At 64.1% G+C, this 23,247-nt stretch carries 19 protein-coding genes; 12 read left to right on the top strand and 7 right to left on the bottom strand.

Going from position 1 to position 23,247, the window contains the following annotated elements; all coding sequences use genetic code 11:
• Positions 1-54 precede the first annotated feature (54 nt).
• Complete coding sequence (locus ABIA73_RS15595) at positions 55-825, top strand: rhomboid family intramembrane serine protease (protein ID WP_279208623.1); 771 nt, start codon at positions 55-57, stop codon at positions 823-825.
• Positions 826-913: 88 nt separating this feature from the next.
• Here the strand turns inward: ABIA73_RS15595 and ABIA73_RS15590 are convergent, their stop codons facing one another.
• Entirely contained in the window at positions 914-2,029 is a 1,116-nt protein-coding gene (locus tag ABIA73_RS15590; protein WP_354275996.1) for a glycerophosphodiester phosphodiesterase, read from the bottom strand.
• Between the two features lie 219 nt (positions 2,030-2,248).
• Here ABIA73_RS15590 and ABIA73_RS15585 point away from each other — a divergent pair, with 219 nt between their 5' ends.
• Positions 2,249-3,331, top strand: a complete 1,083-nt coding sequence (locus ABIA73_RS15585; protein ID WP_354275995.1) for a beta family protein — start codon at positions 2,249-2,251, stop codon at positions 3,329-3,331.
• Here the strand turns inward: ABIA73_RS15585 and ABIA73_RS15580 are convergent.
• From ABIA73_RS15580 to rpmH, 6 genes are all read right to left on the bottom strand, one after another.
• Complete coding sequence (locus ABIA73_RS15580) at positions 3,279-3,866, bottom strand: sce7726 family protein (protein ID WP_218788221.1); 588 nt, start codon at positions 3,864-3,866, stop codon at positions 3,279-3,281. The two genes, ABIA73_RS15585 and ABIA73_RS15580, sit on opposite strands and share 53 nt — an antisense overlap.
• A gap of 69 nt (positions 3,867-3,935) precedes the next feature.
• A complete protein-coding gene (gene mnmE / locus ABIA73_RS15575) occupies positions 3,936-5,285 on the bottom strand; it encodes a tRNA uridine-5-carboxymethylaminomethyl(34) synthesis GTPase MnmE (RefSeq protein WP_354275994.1) in 1,350 nt (449 codons plus the stop codon).
• A 3-nt stretch (positions 5,286-5,288) separates the two neighbouring features.
• Positions 5,289-7,958, bottom strand: coding sequence for a polysaccharide deacetylase family protein (locus ABIA73_RS15570; protein WP_354275993.1), 2,670 nt, complete (start codon positions 7,956-7,958; stop codon positions 5,289-5,291).
• A gap of 129 nt (positions 7,959-8,087) precedes the next feature.
• The gene (yidC, locus tag ABIA73_RS15565; RefSeq protein ID WP_025875582.1) at positions 8,088-9,803 is read right to left on the bottom strand and encodes a membrane protein insertase YidC; all 1,716 of its coding nucleotides are present in this window, start codon (positions 9,801-9,803) and stop codon (positions 8,088-8,090) included.
• Positions 9,803-10,297 (bottom strand): ribonuclease P protein component, encoded by a 495-nt coding sequence (gene rnpA, locus ABIA73_RS15560; protein ID WP_025875580.1) that lies wholly within the window; start codon positions 10,295-10,297, stop codon positions 9,803-9,805. Before rnpA ends, yidC begins: the two co-directional genes overlap by 1 nt.
• A 5-nt stretch (positions 10,298-10,302) precedes the next feature.
• On the bottom strand, positions 10,303-10,443 hold the full coding sequence (gene rpmH, locus ABIA73_RS15555) for a 50S ribosomal protein L34 (protein WP_006404565.1): 141 nt from the start codon (positions 10,441-10,443) through the stop codon (positions 10,303-10,305).
• Between the two features lie 254 nt (positions 10,444-10,697).
• Between rpmH and dnaA the strand changes: the two genes are divergently transcribed.
• From dnaA to ABIA73_RS15505, 10 genes are all read left to right on the top strand, one after another.
• Complete coding sequence (dnaA, locus tag ABIA73_RS15550; protein WP_025875573.1) at positions 10,698-12,029, top strand: chromosomal replication initiator protein DnaA; 1,332 nt, start codon at positions 10,698-10,700, stop codon at positions 12,027-12,029.
• Positions 12,030-12,305: 276 nt separating this feature from the next.
• The gene (gene dnaN / locus ABIA73_RS15545; protein ID WP_005411731.1) at positions 12,306-13,406 is read left to right on the top strand and encodes a DNA polymerase III subunit beta; all 1,101 of its coding nucleotides are present in this window, start codon (positions 12,306-12,308) and stop codon (positions 13,404-13,406) included.
• Between the two features lie 929 nt (positions 13,407-14,335).
• A complete protein-coding gene (gene recF / locus ABIA73_RS15540) occupies positions 14,336-15,430 on the top strand; it encodes a DNA replication/repair protein RecF (RefSeq protein WP_025875560.1) in 1,095 nt (364 codons plus the stop codon).
• A 112-nt stretch (positions 15,431-15,542) separates the two neighbouring features.
• Positions 15,543-18,002, top strand: a complete 2,460-nt coding sequence (gyrB, locus tag ABIA73_RS15535; protein ID WP_033832640.1) for a DNA topoisomerase (ATP-hydrolyzing) subunit B — start codon at positions 15,543-15,545, stop codon at positions 18,000-18,002.
• 67 nt (positions 18,003-18,069) lie between these two features.
• On the top strand, positions 18,070-18,900 hold the full coding sequence (locus ABIA73_RS15530; protein ID WP_025875556.1) for a CPBP family intramembrane glutamic endopeptidase: 831 nt from the start codon (positions 18,070-18,072) through the stop codon (positions 18,898-18,900).
• A gap of 71 nt (positions 18,901-18,971) precedes the next feature.
• On the top strand, positions 18,972-19,778 hold the full coding sequence (locus ABIA73_RS15525; protein ID WP_025875555.1) for a M48 family metallopeptidase: 807 nt from the start codon (positions 18,972-18,974) through the stop codon (positions 19,776-19,778).
• 131 nt (positions 19,779-19,909) lie between these two features.
• Positions 19,910-21,097: a tetratricopeptide repeat protein gene (locus tag ABIA73_RS15520; RefSeq protein WP_025875554.1), complete on the top strand. Its 1,188-nt coding sequence runs from the start codon at positions 19,910-19,912 to the stop codon at positions 21,095-21,097.
• A 143-nt stretch (positions 21,098-21,240) separates the two neighbouring features.
• Entirely contained in the window at positions 21,241-21,909 is a 669-nt protein-coding gene (locus ABIA73_RS15515; protein WP_032951834.1) for an energy transducer TonB, read from the top strand.
• Positions 21,910-22,003: 94 nt separating this feature from the next.
• Positions 22,004-22,765, top strand: a complete 762-nt coding sequence (gene exbB / locus ABIA73_RS15510; RefSeq protein ID WP_025875552.1) for a TonB-system energizer ExbB — start codon at positions 22,004-22,006, stop codon at positions 22,763-22,765.
• 56 nt (positions 22,766-22,821) lie between these two features.
• Positions 22,822-23,247: an ExbD/TolR family protein gene (locus ABIA73_RS15505; protein ID WP_025875550.1), complete on the top strand. Its 426-nt coding sequence runs from the start codon at positions 22,822-22,824 to the stop codon at positions 23,245-23,247.

Here is a 23,247-nt window from a genome sequence, read left to right as displayed (position 1 = left end):
CTCTCCCGCGGCGGTGGCCTTGGTTTCGCGCCGGCCACCGCCATTGCTGAGGGTATGAACACGAACGCGCCCCTGCCCGCCGGCGACGCGCCGGCCGCCCGCAACGACCGCACGCGCATCCTGCGCGCCTTCAATGCCAGCCTGGCCGCCGTGCTGGTGCTGGTGGCCGTGTTCGCCCTGCAGGACCATTTCGACTGGCGGCCCTGGGCGGTCGCACCGTTGGAAGCCAAGGGCCTGCTCGGCCTGATCGGCGGACCGCTGCTGCATGGTTCGGTCGAACACATTGCCGCCAACAGCTTCGCCATCCTGATCCTCGGCACCCTGGCCGGCAGCGTCTATCCCAAAGCCACGCTGCGTGCCCTGCCCCTGCTGTGGCTGGGCTCGGGCATCGGTGCGTGGATGCTCGGCAACCCCGGCAGCTTCCATCTCGGCGCCAGTGGCGTCACCCACGGCCTGATGTTCCTGCTGGCCAGCCTTGGCCTGCTGCGCCGCGACCGCGCGGCGATCGCCACCGGGCTGATCGGCATGCTGTTCTACGGCGGCATGCTGATGACCGTGCTGCCGCATGCCGACGGTGTGTCCTGGCAGTCGCACATGGGTGGAGCCTTCGCCGGCATCATCGCCGCGCTGCTGTTCCGCAACGCCGACCCGCTGCCGCCGCGCCCGCGTTACAGCTGGGAGGACGAGGAAGACGAGGTCGAGCCGCTGGCCGATGACGAACTCGAGCCGCCGTCGCCGCAGCGCGTGCCGGTGCTGTGGCAGCCGCGCGAAGGGCGGGACTATGTGGTGATCCCGTTCCGCCGGCCGGAAGACCCGCGCGGTTGATCGGGTGGATACGCCGGGCATGGCCCGGCGCTACCGCTTCTGGATGCCTCTGGTAGCGCCGGGCCATGCCCGGCGGCATTGACGCCGGTCAGTCCGCCGCGTTCGCCGCCGCGCCCGTTCCATCCACCGCCTGACGGCCCAATGCCGGGTCATCAGTGAAGAAGGCATCGATGCCGGTCGCCAGGTAGGCACGCATCTCCGCGATCGACCCCTCCGCATTGCGCGCATTGTCCGCGCCCTTGCGCAGGTTGCTGGCCTGGAAATGGTTCTCCGGGCGGAAGGTGTACGGAATCACCATCAGGCCCACCGCGTGCGCATCGCGCACCAGCGACGTCGGCGTGCCCAGCTCACCGTTGGCATCCAGCGGGATGATCGAGCGCAGCTCCGGGCCGATGCCGTCGGCATAGGCCGCGATGTCCTTCAGCCCCGCCGGGGTCATCATCTGCGCATAGGTCAGCGCGCCGCCGGCCTTGGCGATGTCGGCCGGCTGCGTATCGCCCTTCCACAGCAGCTGCAGCAGGCGGATGTTGCTGCCACGCGGGATCTTGCCGCGCAGGTAGCGCAGGTTGGCTGTTTCGAACGACTGGATGGTGACCGGGCCGACGTTGGTATAGGCGTTGCCGCGCAGCGCGGCCAGCAGCGTGTCTTCCATCGGCAGGCCGATCGACTGGAAGTAGGTCGGGTGCTTGATCTCCGGCACCAGGCCGATGCCACGGTTGGCACGACCGGCCTGCTGGACCAGGAACGCCAGGATCTCGTCCAGGCTGGCAATGCGGAACTGGCCGTCGTAGGCAGTGCTGCGGAACTCCGGCAGGCGCTCGCGGGCGTACAGGGTCTTCAGCTCGGCCAGGGTGAAGTCTTCGGTGAACCAGCCTTCGACCGTCTGCCCGTCGATGACCTTGCGGGTCTTCCGCTTGGCGAATTCCTTGTGCTCGGCCACATCGGTTGTGCCACCGATCTCGTTCTCATGGCGGGCCACCATCACCCCGTCCTTGGTCATCACCAGGTCCGGTTCGATGTAATCGGCACCGTCGGCGATGGCCTGCGCATAGGCCGCCAGCGTGTGCTCGGGCAGCAGCGCGCTTGCACCGCGGTGGCCGTAGACCGACACCTTGTGTGCGGCCGGAGGGGAGGATTCAGCACTCATGGCCACCGATGGTGCCACGGCCAGCGACAACAGCAACGCACGACCCCACGACTTCACTGCGACTTCCCCAAGCGGTTTGTGATGGGCGTCAGTATGCGGCGGGAATGTGACAGGTTGGGGGAGCTGGGGCCGGCTGCCTGCGGTTGGCCAATGATCGCGGTGACCGCCATTCGGATTGGATTCTGCAATTTTTCCGATTGAACCGCGGAAACGATGGGTCATAGCCTCGACTGACCAACACCGATGTTGGCGGAGGATCGGACCATGGAGAAAACAATGTACGTGCCTATCCTGAAATGGCGACAAGGTGAGTACCTCGCGGTAGGTCGTACACGCGAGACCATAAAGGACTGGATGTATCCCCTGTTCGAGATCCCGGTTGAACAGTGGGACTTCGAGAACGAGACACCCGCCAAGTCGCTTGATGATCACCTGAAGAATGTCGGCAAGCGACTGAGCACCAATTGGAAGAAACGCCGTTGCATGTTCGATTCACCGCATCTTGCCGGCGACGACACGATGGCCAATGGAGACCATCACCTCGCGCGCGTCTTCGATCTCGCACGGGCGTCGGGCTGCCAGGCCATTCCGGTAACCGGTATCGGCCGGCATCTGGCGTACCAGCAGGCAGTCGCCAGCATCATCGCCCAGGATGATCGTGGGTGCGGACTGCGCTTGGTTCCCGATGATCTGGAAGGCAGTCCTCTGGCGAAGATCGACGGCTTGTTGCATCTCCTGGGTGTAGCCCCGGAGCAAGTGGACATCGTTCTGGACAGTACGGCAGATGTCGCAGATTCTCCGACCCTGCAGGCATCGGTCTGGCAGGCATGGATCGCTGGATTGCCCTACATCAGCCGATGGAGATCGCTCACCGTGGCCGGTGGCAGCTTCCCTGCAAGCCTGAGCCCGTCAGCAGGCTATCGCCCTCATGGTGACGTTCACCGTCGCGAATGGCGGGGGTACACCCGACTGACAGCCGGTGCCCTGCAGCGTCAGCCATGGTTCGGTGACTACGGATGCGCGTCACCACAGACGGAGATGATGGACCCACGCCTGTTCGATCCGAATGCAAAGATCAAGTACACGATCGATGACCAGTGGCGGATCATCGTCGGCACCCAGGTCAAGCGCAATGGCCGAGACCAGTATCGCGACCTGTGCAGGCACCTGATTTCTGATCGCCCGGTGGTATTCATGGGGCGAACTTACAGTGCTGGCGACGAGTACATCGAAGATTGCGCCAACAACGTCGCCAGTACAGGCGGAAGTTCGACCTGGCCAACGGTGGCGACCAATCACCACCTGACTAAGGTTGTTCGCGACCTCGCCAATCTGTCCGGCGCTTCAACTGTTCCCTGACCAGCGTGCGGATCTCGGCGAGGCTGTATACCTCTCCAAGCCGCTCACACAGCGCTGTGCGATTGCCGCGCAGCGCTGCCTTGTCCGGGTTCCGTGCACAGATCAGTGTCGTGATCTCATCACGCCAGAGAAGGGCGGCAACGTCCATCCCATTGACGGACGGATTGAGCCTGGCGGGTCGCAAAAGCTCCATTCGCACCGCATTACGCGCGCCGCGCGATACAGTGCGAACGCCCCACCACTCCGGCAGGACCTCCAGCGCGTGGTCAAGATGCCGCTGCCCCACGACAATCGTCGCTTTGTCGAGAACGTTTGAATAGAACTGCTGCTGCATGGGAAGCCTGCGCAGCGTGTCCACGTCGCTCTTGATCTCGTAGCCGTGCAGGTGACCGTTGATGACGCAGACATCAACCCGACAGGCACCGCGAGCAAGCCCCATCTCCTCCACGACCAGCGTACTGGGATTGGCAACGTGCTCGGCGATCACCTTCCGAAGGAGCGCGGATCTGACGTCGCTGTCGGTTATCGGGTCCATTGTCGAATCGTACCAAGAGGGAGTCGCTGTACTGCATGAAATCCAGGCATGTCGCAGTTCATCGCGGCACTACTTGCCGATGCAGAAGCTGGAGAAAATCCTGCCCAGCAGGTCATCGGCACTCATCTGCCCAGTGATTTCGCCCAGCGCGTCGTGCGCCAGACGCAGCTCCTCGGCCGCCAGCTCCAGGTGCTCGTGCACCAGCTCGCCATCCGCCCGCTGCGCGTGTTCCTGTGCGCGTTCGATCGCATCGACGTGGCGGGTACGTGCGGAGAATTCGCCCTCCACCTGCTCCCCTGCCCCGGCCGAAGCGATCGAACGCAGGCGCGCATGCAGCTCGTCCAGTCCCGCGCCGGTGGCAGCGGAGACGAAAACGCGGTCCGGGTCGTCCCGCACCGGCATCGCATCCAACAGATCCGACTTGTTGTGGATGTAGACCTTGTGCGGCACTGCCAGTACCGCTTCGCCGATCGCGGCTTCGCCGGCTGCCGGATCGCGTGCATCCAGCACGATCAACGCCAGGTCGGTGCGCTCGATCTCCGCGCGCGCGCGACGCATGCCTTCGCGTTCGATGGCATCGCCGCCATCGCGCAGACCGGCGGTATCGACCAGCGTCAGTTCCAGCCCATCCAGGCGGATGGTCTCGCGCAGCGTGTCACGGGTGGTGCCGGCGATGTCGGTGACGATGGCACGCTCGCTACCGGCCAGCGCGTTCAACAGCGAACTCTTGCCGGCATTCGGTGGGCCGATCAGCACCGCATGCAGGCCATCGCGCAGACGACGGCCACGCTCTGCGTCGCGACGCAGCAGGGCCAGATCGCTGCGCGCCTGTTCCAGGCCACGCCGCACCTGTGCACCGCCGAGTGTGTCCAGCGACTCATCGGCGAAATCGATGGCCGCTTCCACGTGGATGCGCAGCAGCACCAGCTGTTCGACCACCGCATCGATGCGGCGCGAGAACACGCCGTCCAGCGAGCGTCGTGCTGCGCGCGCTGCGCGGTTGTCACCGGCCGCGATCAGATCGGCGATGGCTTCGGCCTGTGCCAGGTCGAGCTTGCCGTTGAGAAACGCGCGCTCACTGAACTCGCCGGGCCGCGCCTGCCGCGCCCCCAATGCGATGCAGCGTGCGACCAGCTGCTGCAGCAGTACCGGGCTGCCATGGCCCTGCAGTTCCACCACTTCTTCGCCGGTGAAGCTGTTCGGCGCCGGGAACCACAGCACGATGCCATCGTCGATCACCTCACCGTCTGCATCGCGCAGGCGCGCGTAGTGCGCGTGGCGCGGGCGCAACGTCGGTGCGCCGAGTGCGTTGGCAATGGCTGCGGCACGCGGGCCTGACAGGCGCAGCAGGCCGACGCCGCCCGCGCCGGGCGCGCTGGCAATGGCCACGATGGTTTCGGTGCGCTTCATATCGTTCATCGCTCAGAGTTTCTCCAGCTGCGCGCGCGCCTGCGCCGCACCGCTGCCTTGCGGCTGCAGCGCCAGGTAGGTGGTGTAGGCCTGCTTCGCCTTGGCCTTGTCGCCAACGTGGAAGTAGGCATCGCCCAGGTTGAGATGGGCCACCGCGCGCGACGGATCGATCTTCAGCGTGTTCTCCAGCCAACGCGCCGCTTCGGCGTAGCGTTGCTGGCGGTAGTAGACGAAGCCGAGATTGTTGGCCGCCTGGGCAAAATCCGGGCGCAGCTTCAGTGCCTCGGCGAACTGCACGGCGGCTTCGTCGTAGCGCTTCTCGCGGTACAGCTGCAGGCCACGGTCGTTGGCCTGCTGCGAGCGCTGGCGGTCCGAGGCCGGTCCGGCCGTCGGCACCACCAGCTTGGCCTTGCCACCCTGCAGGTCGGCCACGGTCACTGGCGCTTCGCTGTTCTTGGCGTCCTGGGCAGCGTCGACCTTGTTGTTCAGGGCGATCGCGTCGGCTGTCAGCTGGCGCGTATCGGCGTTGAGGTATTCCTGGCTGTCCGGCACCTGGAACACGAACTCGCCCCCCTGCGAGCCGGGCAGGCTGCCGAACGCCGGCGTCTGCTGCGAGACCGCCGACACCGCCGGCGCCACATAGGCGGCCAGCTCGGTACCGGTGATCAGGCCATCGCCATTGAGATCGCCCTTGCCAGCCAATGCCTGCAGCAGCACCCAGGTAAACACCGAGTGTCCGTTCGGGCCGGCATCGGCCACCTGCTGGTCGGCGCCGCCAGCGGTCAGCATCTGCCGCGCGCTGCGGCGTGCATTCTCGCGCAGGAACGACGAGGACGACGGGCCGCCGCGGGTCAGGCCAAGGCCGCTGTAGCAGGCATCCATCACGAACATCACATGCTTGGCCTGCATGCTCTCGGCGATGTTCTGGATGTCGGTCATCGCGATGGCATCGGTGGCGAATTCCTTCGGGTCCGAATCAACCGGAATGATGTAGCCGAGGTCGCGCCCGGATGCCAGCTGACGGGTAGCACCGTGGCCGGCGAAGAACACGAACACGCGATCATTCCTGCCGGTGCGGTCGTCGGACAGCCGGTCGTGGAAGGCGGCCAGGATGTTGTTGCGGGTGGCCTGCTCGTTCTTCAGCACGATCACCTGCGAGGAGGGGAAGCCGAACTGCCCGGTCAGCGTATCGGCCACGGCCTGGGCATCGTGGCTGGCGTATTCCAGCTTCGGCCACTTGGCGTAGTTGTCGATGCCGACCACGATCGCCCACGATTTTTCATAGCCGGTGGTGACGGTGGCATCGCGGTCGCTGCCCTTGCGCGGTCGGGCGACGCTGAAGTCGCGGCCATTCCAGCCGGCGAACTGGTAGCCGTCGGCGATCAGCCGGTCCAGGATCTGCGGCAGTGCCTTCACCGCGCGGTCGTGGATATCGTGGAACAGGATGATGCCGCGCTGTTCCTTGTTCACCTGGTCGAGCACGCGCTGCACGATCGATTCGGGCACCGGGTCGGCCCAGTCCATCGAATCGATGTTCCACATGATCGACTTCAGGCCCGCCTCGTTGAGCAGCTGCAGGCCTTCGGCGTTGCGTGCGCCATACGGGAAGCGGAACAGCGGCGCGCGCTTGCTGTCCACGTCCTTCAGCAGGGTGTCGGTGTCCAGCACCTGCTGGCGCAGCGCATCGCCGGTGGTGCGCGACAGCTGCGCATGGGTCAGGCTGTGGTTGCCGACGGCGTAGCCCTCTTCCATCAGGTTGCGGCTGATCTTCGCCATCGGCCCGAGGCTGACCTTGCCGTCGGGGTCGACCTTGCCCAGGTTGCGGCCGACCTCGAAGAACACGCCCGGTACGTCGTAGCGCTTGAGGATGGCCACCACTTCATCGGTATAGGCCTTGTGCGGGCCATCGTCGAAGGTCAGCACCACCGTCTTCGGCGGCAGATCGCGGCCGAAGATCTCGCGGTCGCTGTCCTTCATCGACATCGGGTACGGCTCGATCACGCCGTAGTCGCGCAGGATCGCTTCGCGGCTGTATTCATTGTGCAGGTGCGCGATGTAGTCGTCCCACTTCTCGCGCTTCAGTTCGATGGCACGGGTGCGCTCGAAGCGGCTGAAGATGCGGGTCAGTTCCTGGTTGTAGTTGCGCTCGATCTCGTCCAGCGCCTCCAGGTCTTCACCGATGCGCTGGTGCAGCTTCACCGCCGGCAACGAGGAATCGGCGCCGATGCGTTCGTGCAGGTCACGCAGCACCTCGCGGAACGCCAGGCGATCGGCATCGAACAGTTCGGGCGCCGACTCGATGTAATCCAGCACCGTGCCCAGGGTAGCGAAGCGCTGCGGGCTGGTGCCGCGCAGCAGGGTGTCGAACTGCGTGGCAATGGCGCCGCGCTGTTCCAGGCCATCGTGGAACAGCTGCTGGCCGATGCGGGCGGAGGTGGTGCGATCGGCCGCGGACTGCTGTTCCTCATCGGCCAGCAGCACGATGATCCGTCGATAGCCGTCGAGCTGCTTCTGCAATGCGCCCAGCAACGGCGCGGCGGCCGGGTCGGCGGCAGCGGCAGCCTGTGCGCTCGGCTGGGTAACCGCCGCCGGTGCCTGCGCGTCCTTGTCGCCACAGCCAGCCACGAGCAGGGTCAACAGCAGGCTGGGCAGAAACAGGCGGAACGACGGCGCACGCGGCATGGCGGACTCGAACAAAGGGGAATGGTGTGCCGGCGATTCTAACGCCGCATGCGAAAAGCCCGCCTTGCGGCGGGCCTTTGCTGGGCCGGCCGGCCAGCGGCCGGCTCTACCCGTCGGCGCAGACGCGCCTTACTTTTTCTTGGCCGGAGCGGTGGCTGCCGTGGCCGGCACCGGATCGCTGCCGTGGCGCTTGGTCATCCACCACTGCTGCAGCAGGCCCAGTCCACCATTGACCACCCAGTACAGGACCAGGCCGGACGGCATGAAGGCCATCATGACGCCGAACACCAGCGGCATGAACTGCATCATCTTCTGCTGCATCGGGTCCATGCCCGGTGCCGGCGTCAGCTTCTGGGTGAACCACATCACCGCTACGTTGATGACCGGCAGGATGAAGTACGGGTCACGGGCGGTCAGGTCCTGGATCCAGCCGAACCAGGGCGCCTGGCGCAGTTCGACCGATTCCACCAGCACCCAGTACAGGGCGAAGAAGATCGGCATCTGGATGAGGATCGGCAGACAGCCGCCCATCGGATTGATCTTTTCCTTCTTGTACAGCTCCATCATCGCGGTCTGGAACTTCTGGCGGTCATCGCCATAGCGTTCCTTCAGCTGTGCGATGCGCGGCTGGAAGCGACGCATTTTGGCGCCACTCTTGTACTGCGTCGCCGACAGCGGGTACAGCACGATCTTCAGCAGCACCACCAGGCCGACGATGGCCCAGCCCCAGTTGCCCACCAGCTTGTGCACCTGGTTGAGCACCCAGAACAGGCCCTGGCCGATCACCGCCATCATCGAGAAGCGGCTGTAGTCGACCACACGGTCCAGACCCGGCACGTCTTCCTTGGCGATCAGGTTGACCAGCTTCGGGCCGACCCACAGGCGGGCCTCGGTGCTGGTGGACTGGCCCGGGGCCACGGTGAAGGCCGGGCCACGCGCTTCGATCAGGTCACGACCGGCCACCTGCGACAGCACGTAGTGTGCGGTCTGGTCCTTCTGCGGGATCCAGGCGGTGAAGAAGTGGTGCTGCAGCATCGCCAGCCAGCCGCCGGTGATGTTCTGGTTCAGCGCGCCATCGTCCAGGTAATCCTTGAACGCACGACGCTGGTACTTCTTGTCGTTGTCGTACCAGGTGGCACCGTTGAAGCTGAACGAGTCCGGGTTGGTCATGCTCCGCGACAGGATCGTCGGGCTGCGGTCCAGGGTGCGGTAGACGTAGCCGTTCCACGGCGCGGCGCCGGCATTGCTGACTTCATCCTTGAAGCGGATCGCATACTCGTTGCGGCCCACGATCAGGGTGCGCTTGATGGTCACGCCGTTGTCGGCGGTCCATACGAACGGAACCTGCAGTTCGTTCTGGCCCTTGGCCAGCACGAAGTCGCGGGTGTCACCGACCAGCTTGAAGCCGTCGGCACCCGGCACCGGGGTGTTCTTGTCTTCGCTGGCCCAGCCGCTGATCGCGCTGTAGGGATGCGCGGGATCTTCGGTCAGCAGGCGCACCGGCGGGCTGCCTTCGTCCTTGCTCTGCGGGAACTGCAGCAGTTCGGCGTCGAGCACGCGGCCGCCATCGAGCTTCAGGCGCAGCACGTCGGTGGTGATGGTCACGGTCTGTGCGGACGGGGTGGCGCTGGCCTGGGCCTGTGCAGCGGCCTGACCCGGGGCACCGGGAACCTGCGCGCTGGGGATGCTGCCCGGGGACGCGCCGGGGACGCTCTGGGCGGCGGCCGGGGCCGAGCTGGTCGTCGGCGCCGGGGTCGGGGCGGACTTCTCACGGCTCCACTCCATCCACAGCAGCACGGCCACCATCAGCCAGGCAAAGATCAGGAAAACACGGGTCTGGTTCATCAGCAGGCAGGCTCAGCGGGGCCGGGACGCGGTGCCGGCTCGGTGACGGAGGAAATGGCAATGCCATCAGGCGGCGGCATTGTGCCGTCCACGCCCGGCGCGGGCAATGCGCGCAGGCGCCGCAGCAGGCGCAGGAAGGCCTGGCGGATATCTTCGTTGCTGGCATGACGCGCAGCAGTACGAGCCACGACGACGAAGTCGCCTGGCTGTATGTCGGTTCGTGTCTGACGCAAGGCGTCGCGCAGGACGCGCTTGATCCGGTTACGCCCAACGGCGTGAGGATCGACCTTGCGGGAAACCGCCAGACCCAGCCTGGCCGGCCGGTCAGCCGGTAGCCAGTGCAGGGTCATCAGCGGATCGGACACACGGCGGGCGCCGTTGAAGACCGTTGAATATTCGGCACGCGTGCGAACCCGCGCAGAGCGAGGGAATCGCTTGCGCGGGTCTGCAGTATTCACTGTCGAATGGATTGCGTCTGCCGCTGGATGCGGCATGGCAATCAGGCGCTCAGGACTTTGCGGCCCTTGGCGCGGCGACGCGACAGGATCTTGCGGCCGTCAGCGGTCTTCATACGGGCACGGAAGCCGTGGTCGCGCTTACGCTTGAGGTTGCTGGGCTGGAAGGTGCGCTTGGTGGCCATGTGGGCCTCTCGTATGAATGGGACGGAAAGAACCGGAAATTTTAGAGAGGTGTCCCCCCTCCCGTCAACCCCTGTCTGCTACGCCAATTCACCGGGCTGTGCAATAGCTGTGGATCTTTTTGTGAATAAGTAGGGGACAAGCATTCCGAAGGCGGGCGCTCGGTGGTAGGCTGAGCCATCCATTTCCCCCCTTTCAGGCCTGTGTTTGGGCGCCTTTTCGCGCCTATGCATCGGCCACCGGACAATTATTGCTGATGGATGCCTGGTCACGTAGTCTCGAGCGACTCGAGGCGGAGTTCCCGCCCGAGGATGTTCACACCTGGTTGAAGCCGCTGCAGGCAGATCTGCGCGCTGACAGCCTGGTGCTGTATGCACCGAATGCCTTCATTGTCGATCAGGTGCGCGAACTGTACCTGCCGCGGATCCGCGAGCTGGTCACCCACTTTGCCGGTTTCGGCGACGTATTTCTTGAAATCGGCTCGCGTCCGCGGCCCGTGGACGCGCAGATCGCGCCGGTTTCCAGCCATTCGGCGCAGGCGCCGGTGCAGCCGCAGGTCCCCTTTGCCGGCAACCTGGACAACCACTACACCTTCGCCAACTTCGTGGAAGGCCGCAGCAACCAGCTGGGCCTGGCCGCAGCATTCCAGGCGGCGCAGAAGCCGGGCGACCGCGCGCACAATCCGCTGCTGCTGTACGGGGGCACCGGCCTGGGCAAGACCCACCTGATGTTCGCCGCCGGCAACGCGATGCGTCAGGCCAATCCGGCCGCCAAGGTGCTGTATCTGCGTTCGGAACAGTTCTTCAGCGCGATGATCCGGGCCTTGCAGGAAAAGACCATGGATCAGTTCAAGCGCCAGTTCCAGCAGGTCGACGCGCTGCTGATCGATGACATCCAGTTCTTCGCCGGCAAGGATCGCACCCAGGAAGAGTTCTTCCACACCTTCAACGCGTTGTTCGATGGCAAGCAGCAGATCATCCTGACCTGCGACCGCTATCCGCGCGAAGTCGAAGGCCTGGAAGCGCGCCTGAAGTCGCGGCTTGCCTGGGGCCTGTCGGTCGCCATCGAGCCGCCGGACTTCGAGACCCGCGCTGCGATCGTGCTGGCCAAGGCCCGCGAGCGTGGTGCCGAGATTCCCGATGACGTTGCGTTCCTGATTGCCAAGAAGATGCGCTCCAATGTGCGCGACCTCGAGGGTGCGCTGAATACCCTGACCGCCCGCGCCAATTTCACCGGCCGTGCGATCACCACCGAATTCGCCCAGGAAACCCTGCGCGACCTGCTGCGCGCCCAGCAGCAGGCGATCAGCATTCCCAACATCCAGAAAACCGTTGCCGATTACTACGGGCTGCAGATCAAGGATCTGCTGTCCAAGCGTCGGACCCGGTCGCTGGCCCGTCCGCGCCAGGTTGCCATGGCGCTGACCAAGGAACTGACCGAACACAGCCTGCCCGAAATCGGCGACGCCTTTGCCGGTCGCGATCACACCACGGTGCTGCATGCCTGCCGGCAGATCCGCACCCTGATGGAAGCCGACGGCAAGCTCCGCGAGGACTGGGACAAGCTGATCCGGAAGCTGAGCGAATGATGCACGTACGCCGATGAGGCGTCACCGCATAAAACGGTGCAGAATCCGGTAGCAAGCGCGGGACAGGGTGTGGATAAAAATGCCGTTGGATTTCCCGGAAGATTTATCCACAGCTTTCCCCACCCCTTGGGGGCTGGTAATGCAGAGGGTTTCGAAGCCTGAAACCCTTTTGTTTACAAAGACTTAGCTGTGTTTTCCAGCGATTCTGGCTCTACCAGCACCACCAAGCTTTTGATTTATTCCACATTTTTTTAAAGCATAGGGGCACGGAACCACATGCGTTTCACACTGCAGCGCGAAGCCTTTCTCAAGCCGTTGGCACAGGTCGTCAACGTGGTCGAACGCCGCCAGACCCTTCCGGTTCTGGCCAATTTCCTGGTGCAGGTGCAGAACGGCCAGCTGTCGCTGACCGGTACCGACCTGGAAGTGGAGATGGTGTCGCGGATCGCGGTTGAAGATGCCCAGGACGGCGAAACCACCATTCCCGCCCGCAAGCTGTTCGAGATCATCCGCGCCCTGCCTGATGGCAGCCGGATCACCGTCTCGCAGACCGGTGACAAGATCACCGTGCAGGCAGGACGCAGCCGCTTCACCCTGGCCACCCTGCCCTCCAACGACTTCCCGTCGGTGGACGAAGTGGAAGCCACCGAGCGTGTTGCGATCGGCGAAGCCACCCTGAAGGAGCTGATCGAGCGCACTGCGTTCGCGATGGCCCAGCAGGACGTGCGCTATTACCTCAACGGCCTGCTGTTCGACCTGCGCGGAGATGCGCTGCGCACTGTCGCCACCGACGGTCATCGGCTGGCCCTGTGCGAAACCGATCTGGCCAAGCCCAGCGGTTCCAAGCGCCAGATCATCGTGCCGCGCAAGGGCGTCACCGAGTTGCAGCGCCTGCTGGAAAGCGGTGATCGCGAGATCGAACTGGAAGTCGGCCGTAGCCACGTTCGCGTGAAGCGCGACGATGTGACCTTCACTTCGAAGCTGATCGACGGTCGCTTCCCGGATTACGAGGCAGTGATTCCGATTGGTGCCGACCGCGAGGTGAAGGTTGATCGCGAAGCACTGCGTGCCTCGCTGCAGCGTGCTGCGATCCTGTCCAACGAGAAGTACCGCGGCATCCGCGTGGAAGTTTCGCCGGGCAACCTGAAGATCAGCGCGCACAACCCGGAGCAGGAAGAAGCCCAGGAAGAGATCGAGGCCGACACCACGGTCAGCGACCTGGCCATCGGCTTCAACGTGAACTACCTGCTGGATGCCCTCTCCGCCCTGCGCGACGAAGAAGTGATCATCCAGCTGCGCGATTCCAATTCCTCGGCGCTGGTGCGCGAATCCAGCAGCGAGAAGTCGCGTCATGTGGTGATGCCGTTGCGTCTCTGACAGCTGCGCCGTTCCACGTGGAACACATGGACGCCCGGGATCTCCAGGGCGTCTTTTTTTGTTCCACGTGGAGCATCGTTGCGAATGCTACCGCCGCCATCGTCGCTCCTTGCCGATGAGAGCATCCACGTTGCCCTGATGGGTTGTCGGCGCATGGAACCCACGGTCCCGGGAAGCCAGCTGTGGAATCCACATGCTGAGATGACGAGACACGTTGGATATGAGCACGCAGCGGGATCCGAACCAGCGGCTTCCGCCTGCGTGCTGACCTCTCTGTCCACAGGCCTCGTTTGTGGAATTTCGGCGCTTCCCTAGCTTCTAAATCTGGGTATAAATCAAAAGCTTGGTGGTGATGGTAGGGCCAGATTTCATGTAAAAGTAGGCTATGTGTCTGTTTTAAAAAGCTTTTATAAGGTTGAAACCCCCTGTATATAGGCCATCAAGCCTGGGGGGGAACCTGTGGATAGTTTTACAGCCGAGGAAAAGTGCCTTTTTTATCCACAGTTCGCCCACACCTTGTGTATAAGTCATACAAACCCGCTGTGGATTGCGTGGAACTGCCGCTTTGAATTTCTTGAAATCTGTGGAACCTGGCAGGGGCCTTGGTCGCAGATTTCAAGAAATCTGGGGAGCACTGACTGCAATCTCGGTGTGGAGTCAGGCCATGAGCCGGGGAAGCCGTCTTCGGAATGGCGAAATCTGGACGCCTTGAGCCTTGGCTTCCTGCCGGATTTGAACGATTTCGGCCACTGTCTCCGGCCGCCTGCATGCCGGCAGGCCTCCGCCACGTGGAACCCGTGTTCTCCAAGGCTGCAACGCCCCGCTGATGCCGGTCCACGTCCGATCCACGCTGGCTGGCTTGACCAATGCAGTAAGCTGGGTGATTCCCCGCCCCTCTACCGCCATGTGCGGATGGTCTGTCGCATCCCATGCAGATTCGTCGTCTTGCCCTCCACCACTTGCGTCGTTTCGATGTGGTGGAGCTGTCACCCCAGCCAGGGGTGAATCTGCTGACCGGTGACAACGGCGCTGGCAAGACCAGCGTCCTGGAAGCGTTGCATCTGATGGCCTATGGGCGGAGTTTCCGCGGGCGGGTACGCGATGGCCTGGTGCGTCAGGGCCATGAAGCCCTGGAAGTCTTCGTGGAATGGGACGAGCAACGCGGTGATCTGCCCGTGCAGAGGCGAAAAGCCGGGTTGCGGCATAGCGGGCAGGAGTGGAAGGGGCGGCTGGATGGCGAAGACGTCGCCCAACTCGGAAACCTGTGTGCCGCCCTGGCTGTGGTGACCTTTGAACCGGGCAGTCACGCCTTGGTGAGTGGTGGTGGCGAGCCGCGTCGGCGCTTTCTGGATTGGGGCCTGTTCCACGTGGAACCAGACTTCCTATCCTTGTGGCGGCGCTACTCGCGCGCGTTGAAGCAGCGCAATGCTCTGCTCAAGCAGGGCGGGCCGTCGCGGATGCTCGATACCTGGGATCACGAGCTGGCCGAGGCGGGAGAACCGCTGACCAGCCGTCGGCAGCACTACCTGGAGCGGCTGCAGTCCCGAACCATCGCCCTGGCCGAGGCACTGGCTCCGCAACTGGGAATCGTGGGCCTGAATCTGAGTCCCGGTTGGCGCCGGCACGAGGTTCCGCTGGCAGATGCCCTTCTGCTGGCGCGCGATCGCGACCGTCAGGCGGGTTACACCTCGCTGGGCCCACACCGGGCGGACTGGAGCGTGGCGTTCCAGAGCATCCCGGGTCGCGATGCGCTGTCACGCGGCCAGGCCAAGCTCACCGCCCTCGCCTGTCTACTGGCCCAGGCGGAGGATTACGCCGAGCAGCGTGGCGAGTGGCCCGTCATCGCGCTCGACGATCTGGCCTCGGAGCTGGATCGCACACACCAGGCCCGGGTACTGCACCGCCTGTTGGCGGCACCGGCGCAGATATTCATCACTGCAACAGAAACGCCTGCAGCACTGGAGACTCTGAGCAACATCACCCGGTTCCACGTGGAACATGCACAGATCGTGGCTGTGCCATAGTGGGCACGGCAAGGCCGCTCAGCCCCGGCTGGTATAATTCAGGCTGCTATCCCTTCATTCTCGGCACATCGCTCAAAGCGGTGTCCGACCTGCGGAGCCTACGGCAAGCGCAATGACCGACGAACAGAACACCCCGGCAAACAACGGCAACTACGACGCCAACAGCATTACGGCCCTGGAAGGCCTGGAGGCTGTCCGCAAGCGCCCAGGCATGTACATCGGCGACGTCCATGACGGCACCGGCCTGCATCACATGGTGTTCGAGGTCGTCGACAACTCGATCGACGAAGCCCTCGCCGGCCATGCCGACCACGTGTCGGTGACGATCCATGCCGACGGCTCGGTCGGAGTGTCCGACAACGGTCGCGGCATTCCGACGGGCAAGCACGAGCAGATGAGCAAGAAGCTCGACCGCGACGTGTCTGCAGCCGAAGTCGTGATGACGGTCCTGCACGCAGGCGGCAAGTTCGACGACAACAGCTACAAGGTTTCCGGCGGCCTGCACGGCGTGGGCGTCAGCGTGGTCAACGCGCTGTCGCAGAAGCTGGTCCTGGATATCTACCAGGGCGGTTTCCACTACCAGCAGGAATACGCCGACGGCGCAGCACTGCATCCGCTGAAGCAGGTCGGTCCCAGCACCAAGCGCGGTACCACCCTGCGCTTCTGGCCGTCGGTAAAGGCTTTCCACGACAACGTGGAATTCCACTACGACATCCTGGCCCGTCGCCTGCGCGAACTGTCCTTCCTCAATTCCGGCGTCAAGATCGTGCTGGTGGACGAGCGTGGTGATGGCCGCCGCGACGACTTCCATTACGAGGGCGGCATCCGCAGCTTCGTGGAGCATCTGGCGCAGTTGAAGACGCCGTTGCACCCGAACGTGATCTCGGTAACCGGCGAATCCAACGGCATCACCGTGGAAGTGGCGCTGCAGTGGACCGACTCCTACCAGGAGACGATGTACTGCTTCACCAACAACATTCCGCAGAAGGACGGCGGTACCCACCTGGCCGGCTTCCGTGGCGCGTTGACCCGCGTGCTCAACAACTACATCGAGCAGAACGGCATCGCCAAGCAGGCCAAGATCAACCTGACCGGCGATGACATGCGCGAAGGCATGATCGCGGTGCTGTCGGTGAAGGTGCCGGACCCGAGCTTCTCCAGCCAGACCAAGGAAAAGCTGGTCAGCTCGGATGTGCGTCCGGCCGTGGAAAGCGCATTCGGCCAGCGCCTGGAAGAGTTCCTGCAGGAAAACCCGAACGAAGCCAAGGCCATCGCCGGCAAGATCGTCGACGCTGCCCGTGCCCGCGAAGCCGCGCGCAAGGCCCGCGACCTGACCCGCCGCAAGGGTGCGCTGGATATCGCCGGCCTGCCGGGCAAGCTGGCCGACTGCCAGGAAAAGGATCCGGCGCTGTCCGAACTGTTCATCGTCGAGGGTGACTCGGCAGGTGGTTCGGCCAAGCAGGGCCGCAACCGCAAGAACCAGGCGGTGCTGCCGCTGCGCGGCAAGATCCTCAACGTGGAACGTGCACGCTTCGACCGCATGCTGGCGTCGGACCAGGTGGGTACGCTGATCACCGCGCTGGGCACCGGCATCGGTCGCGACGAGTACAACCCGGACAAGCTGCGTTACCACAAGATCATCATCATGACCGACGCCGACGTCGACGGCGCGCACATCCGCACCCTGCTGCTGACGTTCTTCTACCGTCAGATGCCGGAGCTGATCGAGCGTGGTTATGTCTATATCGGCCTGCCGCCGCTGTACAAGATCAAGCAGGGCAAGCAGGAGCTGTACCTGAAGGACGATCCGGCGCTGGACAGCTATCTGGCCAGCAGCGCAGTGGAGAACGCGGGGCTGGTGCCGGCCAGCGGCGAGCCGCCGATCGATGGCGTGGCGCTGGAAAAGCTGCTGCTTGCCTACGCTGCCGCGCAGGACACGATCAACCGCAATACCCATCGTTACGACCGCAACCTGCTCGAAGCGCTGGTCGACTTCATGCCGTTGGAGCTGGAAAACCTGCGCAACGCAGGTCCCGGCGAAGGCCTGGACGCGCTGGCCAAGCACCTCAACCAGGGCAACCTCGGCAGCGCCCGTTTCACCCTGGAACTGCAGGAACCCAACGAGCAGCGTCCGGCTGCGGTGCTGGTCACGCGCAGCCACATGGGCGAACAGCACATCCAGGTGCTGCCGCTGTCCGCGCTTGAAAGCGGCGAGCTGCGTGGCATCCACCAGGCAGCGCAGCTGCTGCACGGTCTGGTCCGCGAAGGCGCGGTCATCACCCGTGGCGCCAAGTCGATCGAGGTCGAATCGTTCGCGCAGGCCCGCAACTGGCTGCTGGACGAAGCCAAGCGCGGCCGTCAGATCCAGCGATTCAAGGGTCTGGGCGAAATGAATCCGGAACAGCTGTGGGACACCACCGTCAATCCCGATACCCGTCGCCTGCTGCAGGTGCGTATCGAAGATGCGGTGGCCGCTGACCAGATCTTCAGCACCCTGATGGGTGATGTGGTCGAACCGCGCCGCGACTTCATCGAAGACAACGCGCTGAAGGTCGCCAACCTGGATATCTGACACAATCGGATGGTGGCCGGCGCGCGGGGAGGCGCGCCGGCTTTTGTCCCTTGATCGCAGGTAATCGATGTCCGCTTCCGCCCCGGTTTCCGCTCCGCCGCCGGTTCCACCGGCTACTGTCACGCCCCGCGCCTCCTCGCCGCTGGCGGGCTTCTTCATCGATCTGGGAATCGCGACAGTCGCCTTGTTCGGTCTGAGTGTCGTCTGCGGGGCGATATGGGGGCTCTACCGCAGCCTGCAGATCAGCGCGGCCAATGCGCAAGGCGCTGCCGCCGGTACTATCGCCTCTGTTGGCCAACCCGGTGCGCTGGGGCAGATCCTGATGGCATTGATCGCCACCGGTGGTGCGGCCCTGCTGGTCTACTTCTGGCGTCGCCCTGCCAATGCCGCTGAGCGCCAGCATTCGCGCCAGGCTCTGCAGCGACCTTCCACTTGGGGCTGGACTCTGCTGGTCGCCTTGCTGATCGTGCTGGGAAGCAACGGCATTGCCTTCCTTGCCAAGCAGATGGGCATCGAGCCGGTTCCCACCAATCTCGAACTGATGCAGAACGCGATTGCGCGTTTCCCTGTATTCCTGGCGCTGTTTGCAATCGTGCTGGCACCCGCCTACGAGGAACTGCTGTTCCGTCGCGTCCTGTTCGGGCGCCTCTGGCAGGCCGGGCGTCCATGGCTTGGCATTGTCCTCAGCAGCCTGGCCTTTGCCCTGGTCCATGAAGTGCCCGGGGTCAGCAAGAACTCCCTGCTCGGTACTGCCCAGCTCTGGCTGGTCTATGGCGGCATGGGCGCTGCGTTCTGCTGGCTGTACCGCCGCACCGGCACCTTGTGGGCAGCGATCGCCGCCCATGCGCTGAACAATGCCGTGGCGCTTGCGGCCCTGGTGTTTTTCGGGGCAACGTAAGGCGCTGTCCGCTTGACGAAAGATTAAGCAGACCCGTTACACACTGGGCTTCTGAACACGGGGGTGGGTCCATGAAACAACTGCTGCTGGCCATCGTCATCACCACTCTGGTCAGCGCCTGCGCGACCACCACTTCACCCACCGGCCGTCGGCAGATGGTGGGCGGTGTGTCGCAGGCACAGCTGGACCAGCTGGGTGCGCAGGCGTTCGCCGAAACCAAGCAGAAAGAGAAGATCAGCAGCGATGGCCGCCAGAACGGCTACGTGCAATGCGTGGTCAACGCGCTCGTTGCACAGCTGCCGCCTCAGTACCGTGGCGTACGGTGGGAAACGGCGGTGTTCGTCGACAAGGAACCCAATGCCTTCGCCCTGCCCGGCGGCAAGGTCGGGGTCAACACCGGCATCTTCAGCGTTGCCAAGAACCAGGATCAGCTGGCAGCGGTGATCGGCCATGAAATCGGCCACGTGATCGCCCGCCACCACGAAGAACGCATCACCCGGCAGATGGGCGCGCAGACCGGATTGGCGGTGCTGGGCGCGCTGGCCGGCGCCTATGGCGGCGAAGGCGCAGCCAGTACGGTCAACCAGCTGGGCGGGATGGGGGCGCAGACCGCGTTCCTGTTGCCCGGCTCACGCACCCAGGAAAGCGAGGCTGACGTGATCGGTCAGCGGTTGATGGCCGAGGCCGGATTCAACCCCGCCCAGGCCGTCGATCTGTGGCAGAACATGATGGCCGCCAGTGGCGGTCGCAGCCCGCAATGGTTGTCGACCCATCCCGATCCAGCCAATCGGATCAGGGAGTTGCAGCGTGATGTGCCGGCGCTCGGCCCCGTCTACCAGCAGGCGCAGGCGGCCGGACGCCGGCCAAAGTGTGGCTGAGTGCGCAGATTCATGCTGTATTGCAGCACATAAAACGATTTCTCACGCCATCTGTTTCTGATACGTTTGGCGGCTCAGATTTTTCTGACAGTCCGACTTTGCCGCTACCGGCGGTTCGATCGAGGTGAACGATGATTTTCCGTAACCACAAAGCTGTGCTTTCCGTCCTCATCGCCACTGCCCTGACCGGCGCCGTGGTCACCGACGCGTTCGCGCAGTCCTCGCGTTCGTCCGAGCGTGGCAACCGTGGCGGCAAGCAGGCCAAGGCCGAAGTGCTGTTCCCGAACGCGACCCGCCAGGAACCGGCAGCGAAGTCGTCGGCCAAGCTGGGCAGCAAGCTGCAGAAGATGATTGACAGCTACAACAAGGAAAAGTTCCCGGAGACCCGCACGCTGGCCGACGAGATCCTGGCCACCGACGGCGCCAACGAGTACGACAAGTCGCTGGCCGCGCAGCTGGCATCGCAGGCCGCCTACCAGACCGACGACACCGCCGCGGCCATCGCGTACCTGAAGCAGGTGCTGCAGTTCAACGGCCTCGACAACAACGGCCACTTCCAGTCGATGCTGATGCTGGGCCAGCTGCAGATCCAGGAAGACCAGACCGCTGAAGGCCTGGCGACCCTGGACAAGTACTTCGCCGAGAGCAAGTCGACCAAGCCGGAAGAGCTGATCATCAAGGGCCAGGCGCTGTACCAGCTGGAGCGCTACCAGGAAGCGATCCCGGTGCTGAAGCAGGCCATTGCCGGCGCTGCCGAGCCGAAGGACAACTGGAACCAGCTGCTGATGGCCGCACTGTCCGAAGCGGGCCAGACCGGTGAGGCCGTGCAGGCCGCCGAAGCGCTGGCGGCCAAGAACCCGAACGACAAGAAAGCGCAGCTGAACCTGGCCAACATGTACATGCAGGCCGACCAGATGCCGAAGGCCGCCGCGGTGATGGACAAGCTGCGCAGCAGCGGCCAGCTCACCGAAGAGCGCGAGTACAAGCAGCTGTACTCGATCTATGCCAACACCGAGAACAAGGAAAAGGACGTCATCGCGGTCATCAACGAGGGGTTGCAGAAGGGCATCCTGAAGCCGGATTACCAGGTCTACCTGGCACTGGCCCAGTCCTACTACTACTCCGACCAGGTGCCGCAGGCGATCGATGCGTGGCAGAAGGCCGCCCCGCTCTCCAAGGACGGTGAGACCTACCTGAATCTGGCACGCGTTTTGCACAGTGAAGGTCGTGTCCCGGAGGCCAAGCAGGCCGCCCAGCAGGCGCTGGCGAAGGGCGTGAAGAACCAGGCGGATGCCAAGAAAATCATCAACCTGAAGTAAGTAGGAATAACGCCTGAACGCCTGCCCAGTTGATGCGCAAGCGCTCAGGATTGGTATAAGCTTGGAGGTTCCTGCGGTGTCATGCACCGCTGATCAGGGATCCCGCCCCCGGGATTCCGGCCCCACTATTGAGCTCTTGGCGCATGACGGAACAACTAGTCGTTCACCGGTACGAACAACCCGATGACAAGGGGCTGAGCTGGCCTCGCATCGTCGGTATCGCGTTTGTAATCGCCCTGCATCTGGCCGCCTTCATGATGCTCCTGATTCCTGCCGTGGCTCCCAAGGCCGTGGCGGAGAAGGAGCGCAACGTCATGGTGACCATCGTCGACGCACCGCCGCCGCCGCCACCGCCGCCGCCGCCGCCGCCGCCGCAGGACACCCCGCCGCCGCCGGTGAAGAATCTGTCGCCGCCGAAGCCGTCGCCCGTCCCGCCGCCGCCGCAGGCGCCGGTCGTCGACGTGCCGGAACCGCGCCCGAACGATATCGTCACCCCGCCGTCGCCGCCGTCGCCGCCGGCACCGCCGACCTCGATCGAGGCCAGCGTGGACATCTCGTCGAAGGCCATGAATCCGCCGCGCTATCCGCCGGCCGCCTTCCGCGCTGGTATCCAGGGCGAAGTGATCCTGATCATTGATGTCGATGCCAGCGGCAACGTCACCAATGTCACGGTGGAAAAGTCCAGCCGTAACCGCGATCTGGACCGTGCTGCGATGGAAGCTGCCCGCAAGTGGCGTTTCAACGCCGCCGAAGCTGGCGGTAAGAAGGCTGCTGGCCGCGTCCGCGTCCCGGTCAACTTTGCGCTGAACTGATGCGCCCGGGTGGCCGCCTGGCCACCCTCGCCTCCAGTTCGATTGTTTAGCTTAGCTACACCCTTTATCACCACACACAACAAAGGTAAGCGTCATGCTGCAGGAAATTTTCATCGCCGCTGCTGCCGGGGGCAATCCGTCCAACGCCCTGTCGCAGATGGGCTTCGAGCATCTGATCCACGAAATGACCACCAAGCCGGGTGATTTCGCGGTTTCCTGGGTCGTGCTGCTGACCCTGGTCGTCATGTCCGCCATGTCCTGGTACTGGACCGTCATCAACATCTTCCGTGCTACCCGCCTGAAGAGCGCCGCTGATCGCGTCGTCAGCCTGTTCTGGGATACCCCGAACGCGCAGGACGCCATCCGTGCAATGGAAGAGCAGCCGGCTTCGGAGCCGTTCTCGAAGATCGCACTGGACGCTGCACAGGCTGCTGCGCACCACCAGCGTGCTGAAGGCGGCGCTGTCGGCGGCGTGGGTGAGAACCTGAGCCGTTCGGAGTTCGTCGACCGCGCTCTGCGCCAGGCCGTGACCCGCGAAAGCAACAAGCTGCAGTCGGGCATGACCCTGCTGGCCACCGTCGGTGCAACCGCTCCGTTCGTCGGTCTGCTGGGTACCGTGTGGGGCATCTACGGCGCGCTGATCAAGATCGGTGCCACCGGCTCCGCTTCGATCGACGCCGTTGCCGGCCCGGTGGGTGAAGCACTGATCATGACCGCCATCGGTCTGTTCGTCGCGATCCCGGCCGTGTTCGCCTTCAACTTCTTCAGCAAGATCAACAGCGCGACCATCAGCAAGTTCGATACCTTCGCGCACGACCTGCACGACTTCTTCGCCACCGGTTCGCGCGTCCGCTAATTGCGACGCGCTGTACCCGCGAGAACGTAGTCACCAAGATCTAGACGGAGCCCGTTATGGCTTTCAGTAGTGGTAACAGCGGCGGCCCCATGGCCGACATCAACGTTACGCCCCTCGTGGACGTGATGCTGGTGCTGCTGATCATCTTCATCATCACGGCGCCGCTGATGTCCCACAAGGTCAAGGTGGATCTGCCGGAGGCCAATCTGGTCCAGAAGCCGGACGACACCAACGACCGCAAGGGTCCCATCACCCTGGCAGTCAAGGAAGACGGTTCGATCTACTGGAACGACGAAGAGATCGACAAGCAGACCCTCGAGTCGCGCTTGGCGACCGCCGCCCAGCAGACCCCGCAGCCGCCGTTGAACCTGCGTGGTGACCGCACCACCAAGATGCGTGTCATCAACGAGATGACCAAGGTCGCGCAGGAACAGGGCATGCTGGACGTCGGCTTCGTGGCGACCAAAGAGAAGGGGCAATAA

The sequence above is a fragment of the Stenotrophomonas sp. 2694 genome, from assembly GCF_040548715.1.
GTDB lineage: Bacteria > Pseudomonadota > Gammaproteobacteria > Xanthomonadales > Xanthomonadaceae > Stenotrophomonas > Stenotrophomonas indicatrix.
Note: the sequence above shows the minus strand (reverse complement) of the source record. Positions and strands in the feature narration are given on the sequence as shown.

Bases quoted from the DNA above. Each gene is read 5' to 3' on its own strand.
- dnaN (WP_005411731.1), top strand. From the start codon at position 12,306: ATGCGTTTCACACTGCAGCGCGAAGCCTTTCTCAAGCCGTTGGCACAG.
- mnmE (WP_354275994.1), bottom strand. From the start codon at position 5,285: ATGAACGATATGAAGCGCACCGAAACCATCGTGGCCATTGCCAGCGCG.
- ABIA73_RS15525 (WP_025875555.1), top strand. From the start codon at position 18,972: ATGAAACAACTGCTGCTGGCCATCGTCATCACCACTCTGGTCAGCGCC.
- ABIA73_RS15505 (WP_025875550.1), top strand. From the start codon at position 22,822: ATGGCTTTCAGTAGTGGTAACAGCGGCGGCCCCATGGCCGACATCAAC.
- recF (WP_025875560.1), top strand. From the start codon at position 14,336: ATGCAGATTCGTCGTCTTGCCCTCCACCACTTGCGTCGTTTCGATGTG.
- ABIA73_RS15595 (WP_279208623.1), top strand. From the start codon at position 55: ATGAACACGAACGCGCCCCTGCCCGCCGGCGACGCGCCGGCCGCCCGC.
- rnpA (WP_025875580.1), bottom strand. From the start codon at position 10,297: ATGCCGCATCCAGCGGCAGACGCAATCCATTCGACAGTGAATACTGCA.
- yidC (WP_025875582.1), bottom strand. From the start codon at position 9,803: ATGAACCAGACCCGTGTTTTCCTGATCTTTGCCTGGCTGATGGTGGCC.
- exbB (WP_025875552.1), top strand. From the start codon at position 22,004: ATGCTGCAGGAAATTTTCATCGCCGCTGCTGCCGGGGGCAATCCGTCC.
- ABIA73_RS15585 (WP_354275995.1), top strand. From the start codon at position 2,249: ATGTACGTGCCTATCCTGAAATGGCGACAAGGTGAGTACCTCGCGGTA.
- ABIA73_RS15570 (WP_354275993.1), bottom strand. From the start codon at position 7,958: ATGCCGCGTGCGCCGTCGTTCCGCCTGTTTCTGCCCAGCCTGCTGTTG.
- gyrB (WP_033832640.1), top strand. From the start codon at position 15,543: ATGACCGACGAACAGAACACCCCGGCAAACAACGGCAACTACGACGCC.
- ABIA73_RS15530 (WP_025875556.1), top strand. From the start codon at position 18,070: ATGTCCGCTTCCGCCCCGGTTTCCGCTCCGCCGCCGGTTCCACCGGCT.
- ABIA73_RS15580 (WP_218788221.1), bottom strand. From the start codon at position 3,866: ATGGACCCGATAACCGACAGCGACGTCAGATCCGCGCTCCTTCGGAAG.
- rpmH (WP_006404565.1), bottom strand. From the start codon at position 10,443: ATGGCCACCAAGCGCACCTTCCAGCCCAGCAACCTCAAGCGTAAGCGC.
- ABIA73_RS15520 (WP_025875554.1), top strand. From the start codon at position 19,910: ATGATTTTCCGTAACCACAAAGCTGTGCTTTCCGTCCTCATCGCCACT.
- ABIA73_RS15515 (WP_032951834.1), top strand. From the start codon at position 21,241: ATGACGGAACAACTAGTCGTTCACCGGTACGAACAACCCGATGACAAG.
- dnaA (WP_025875573.1), top strand. From the start codon at position 10,698: ATGGATGCCTGGTCACGTAGTCTCGAGCGACTCGAGGCGGAGTTCCCG.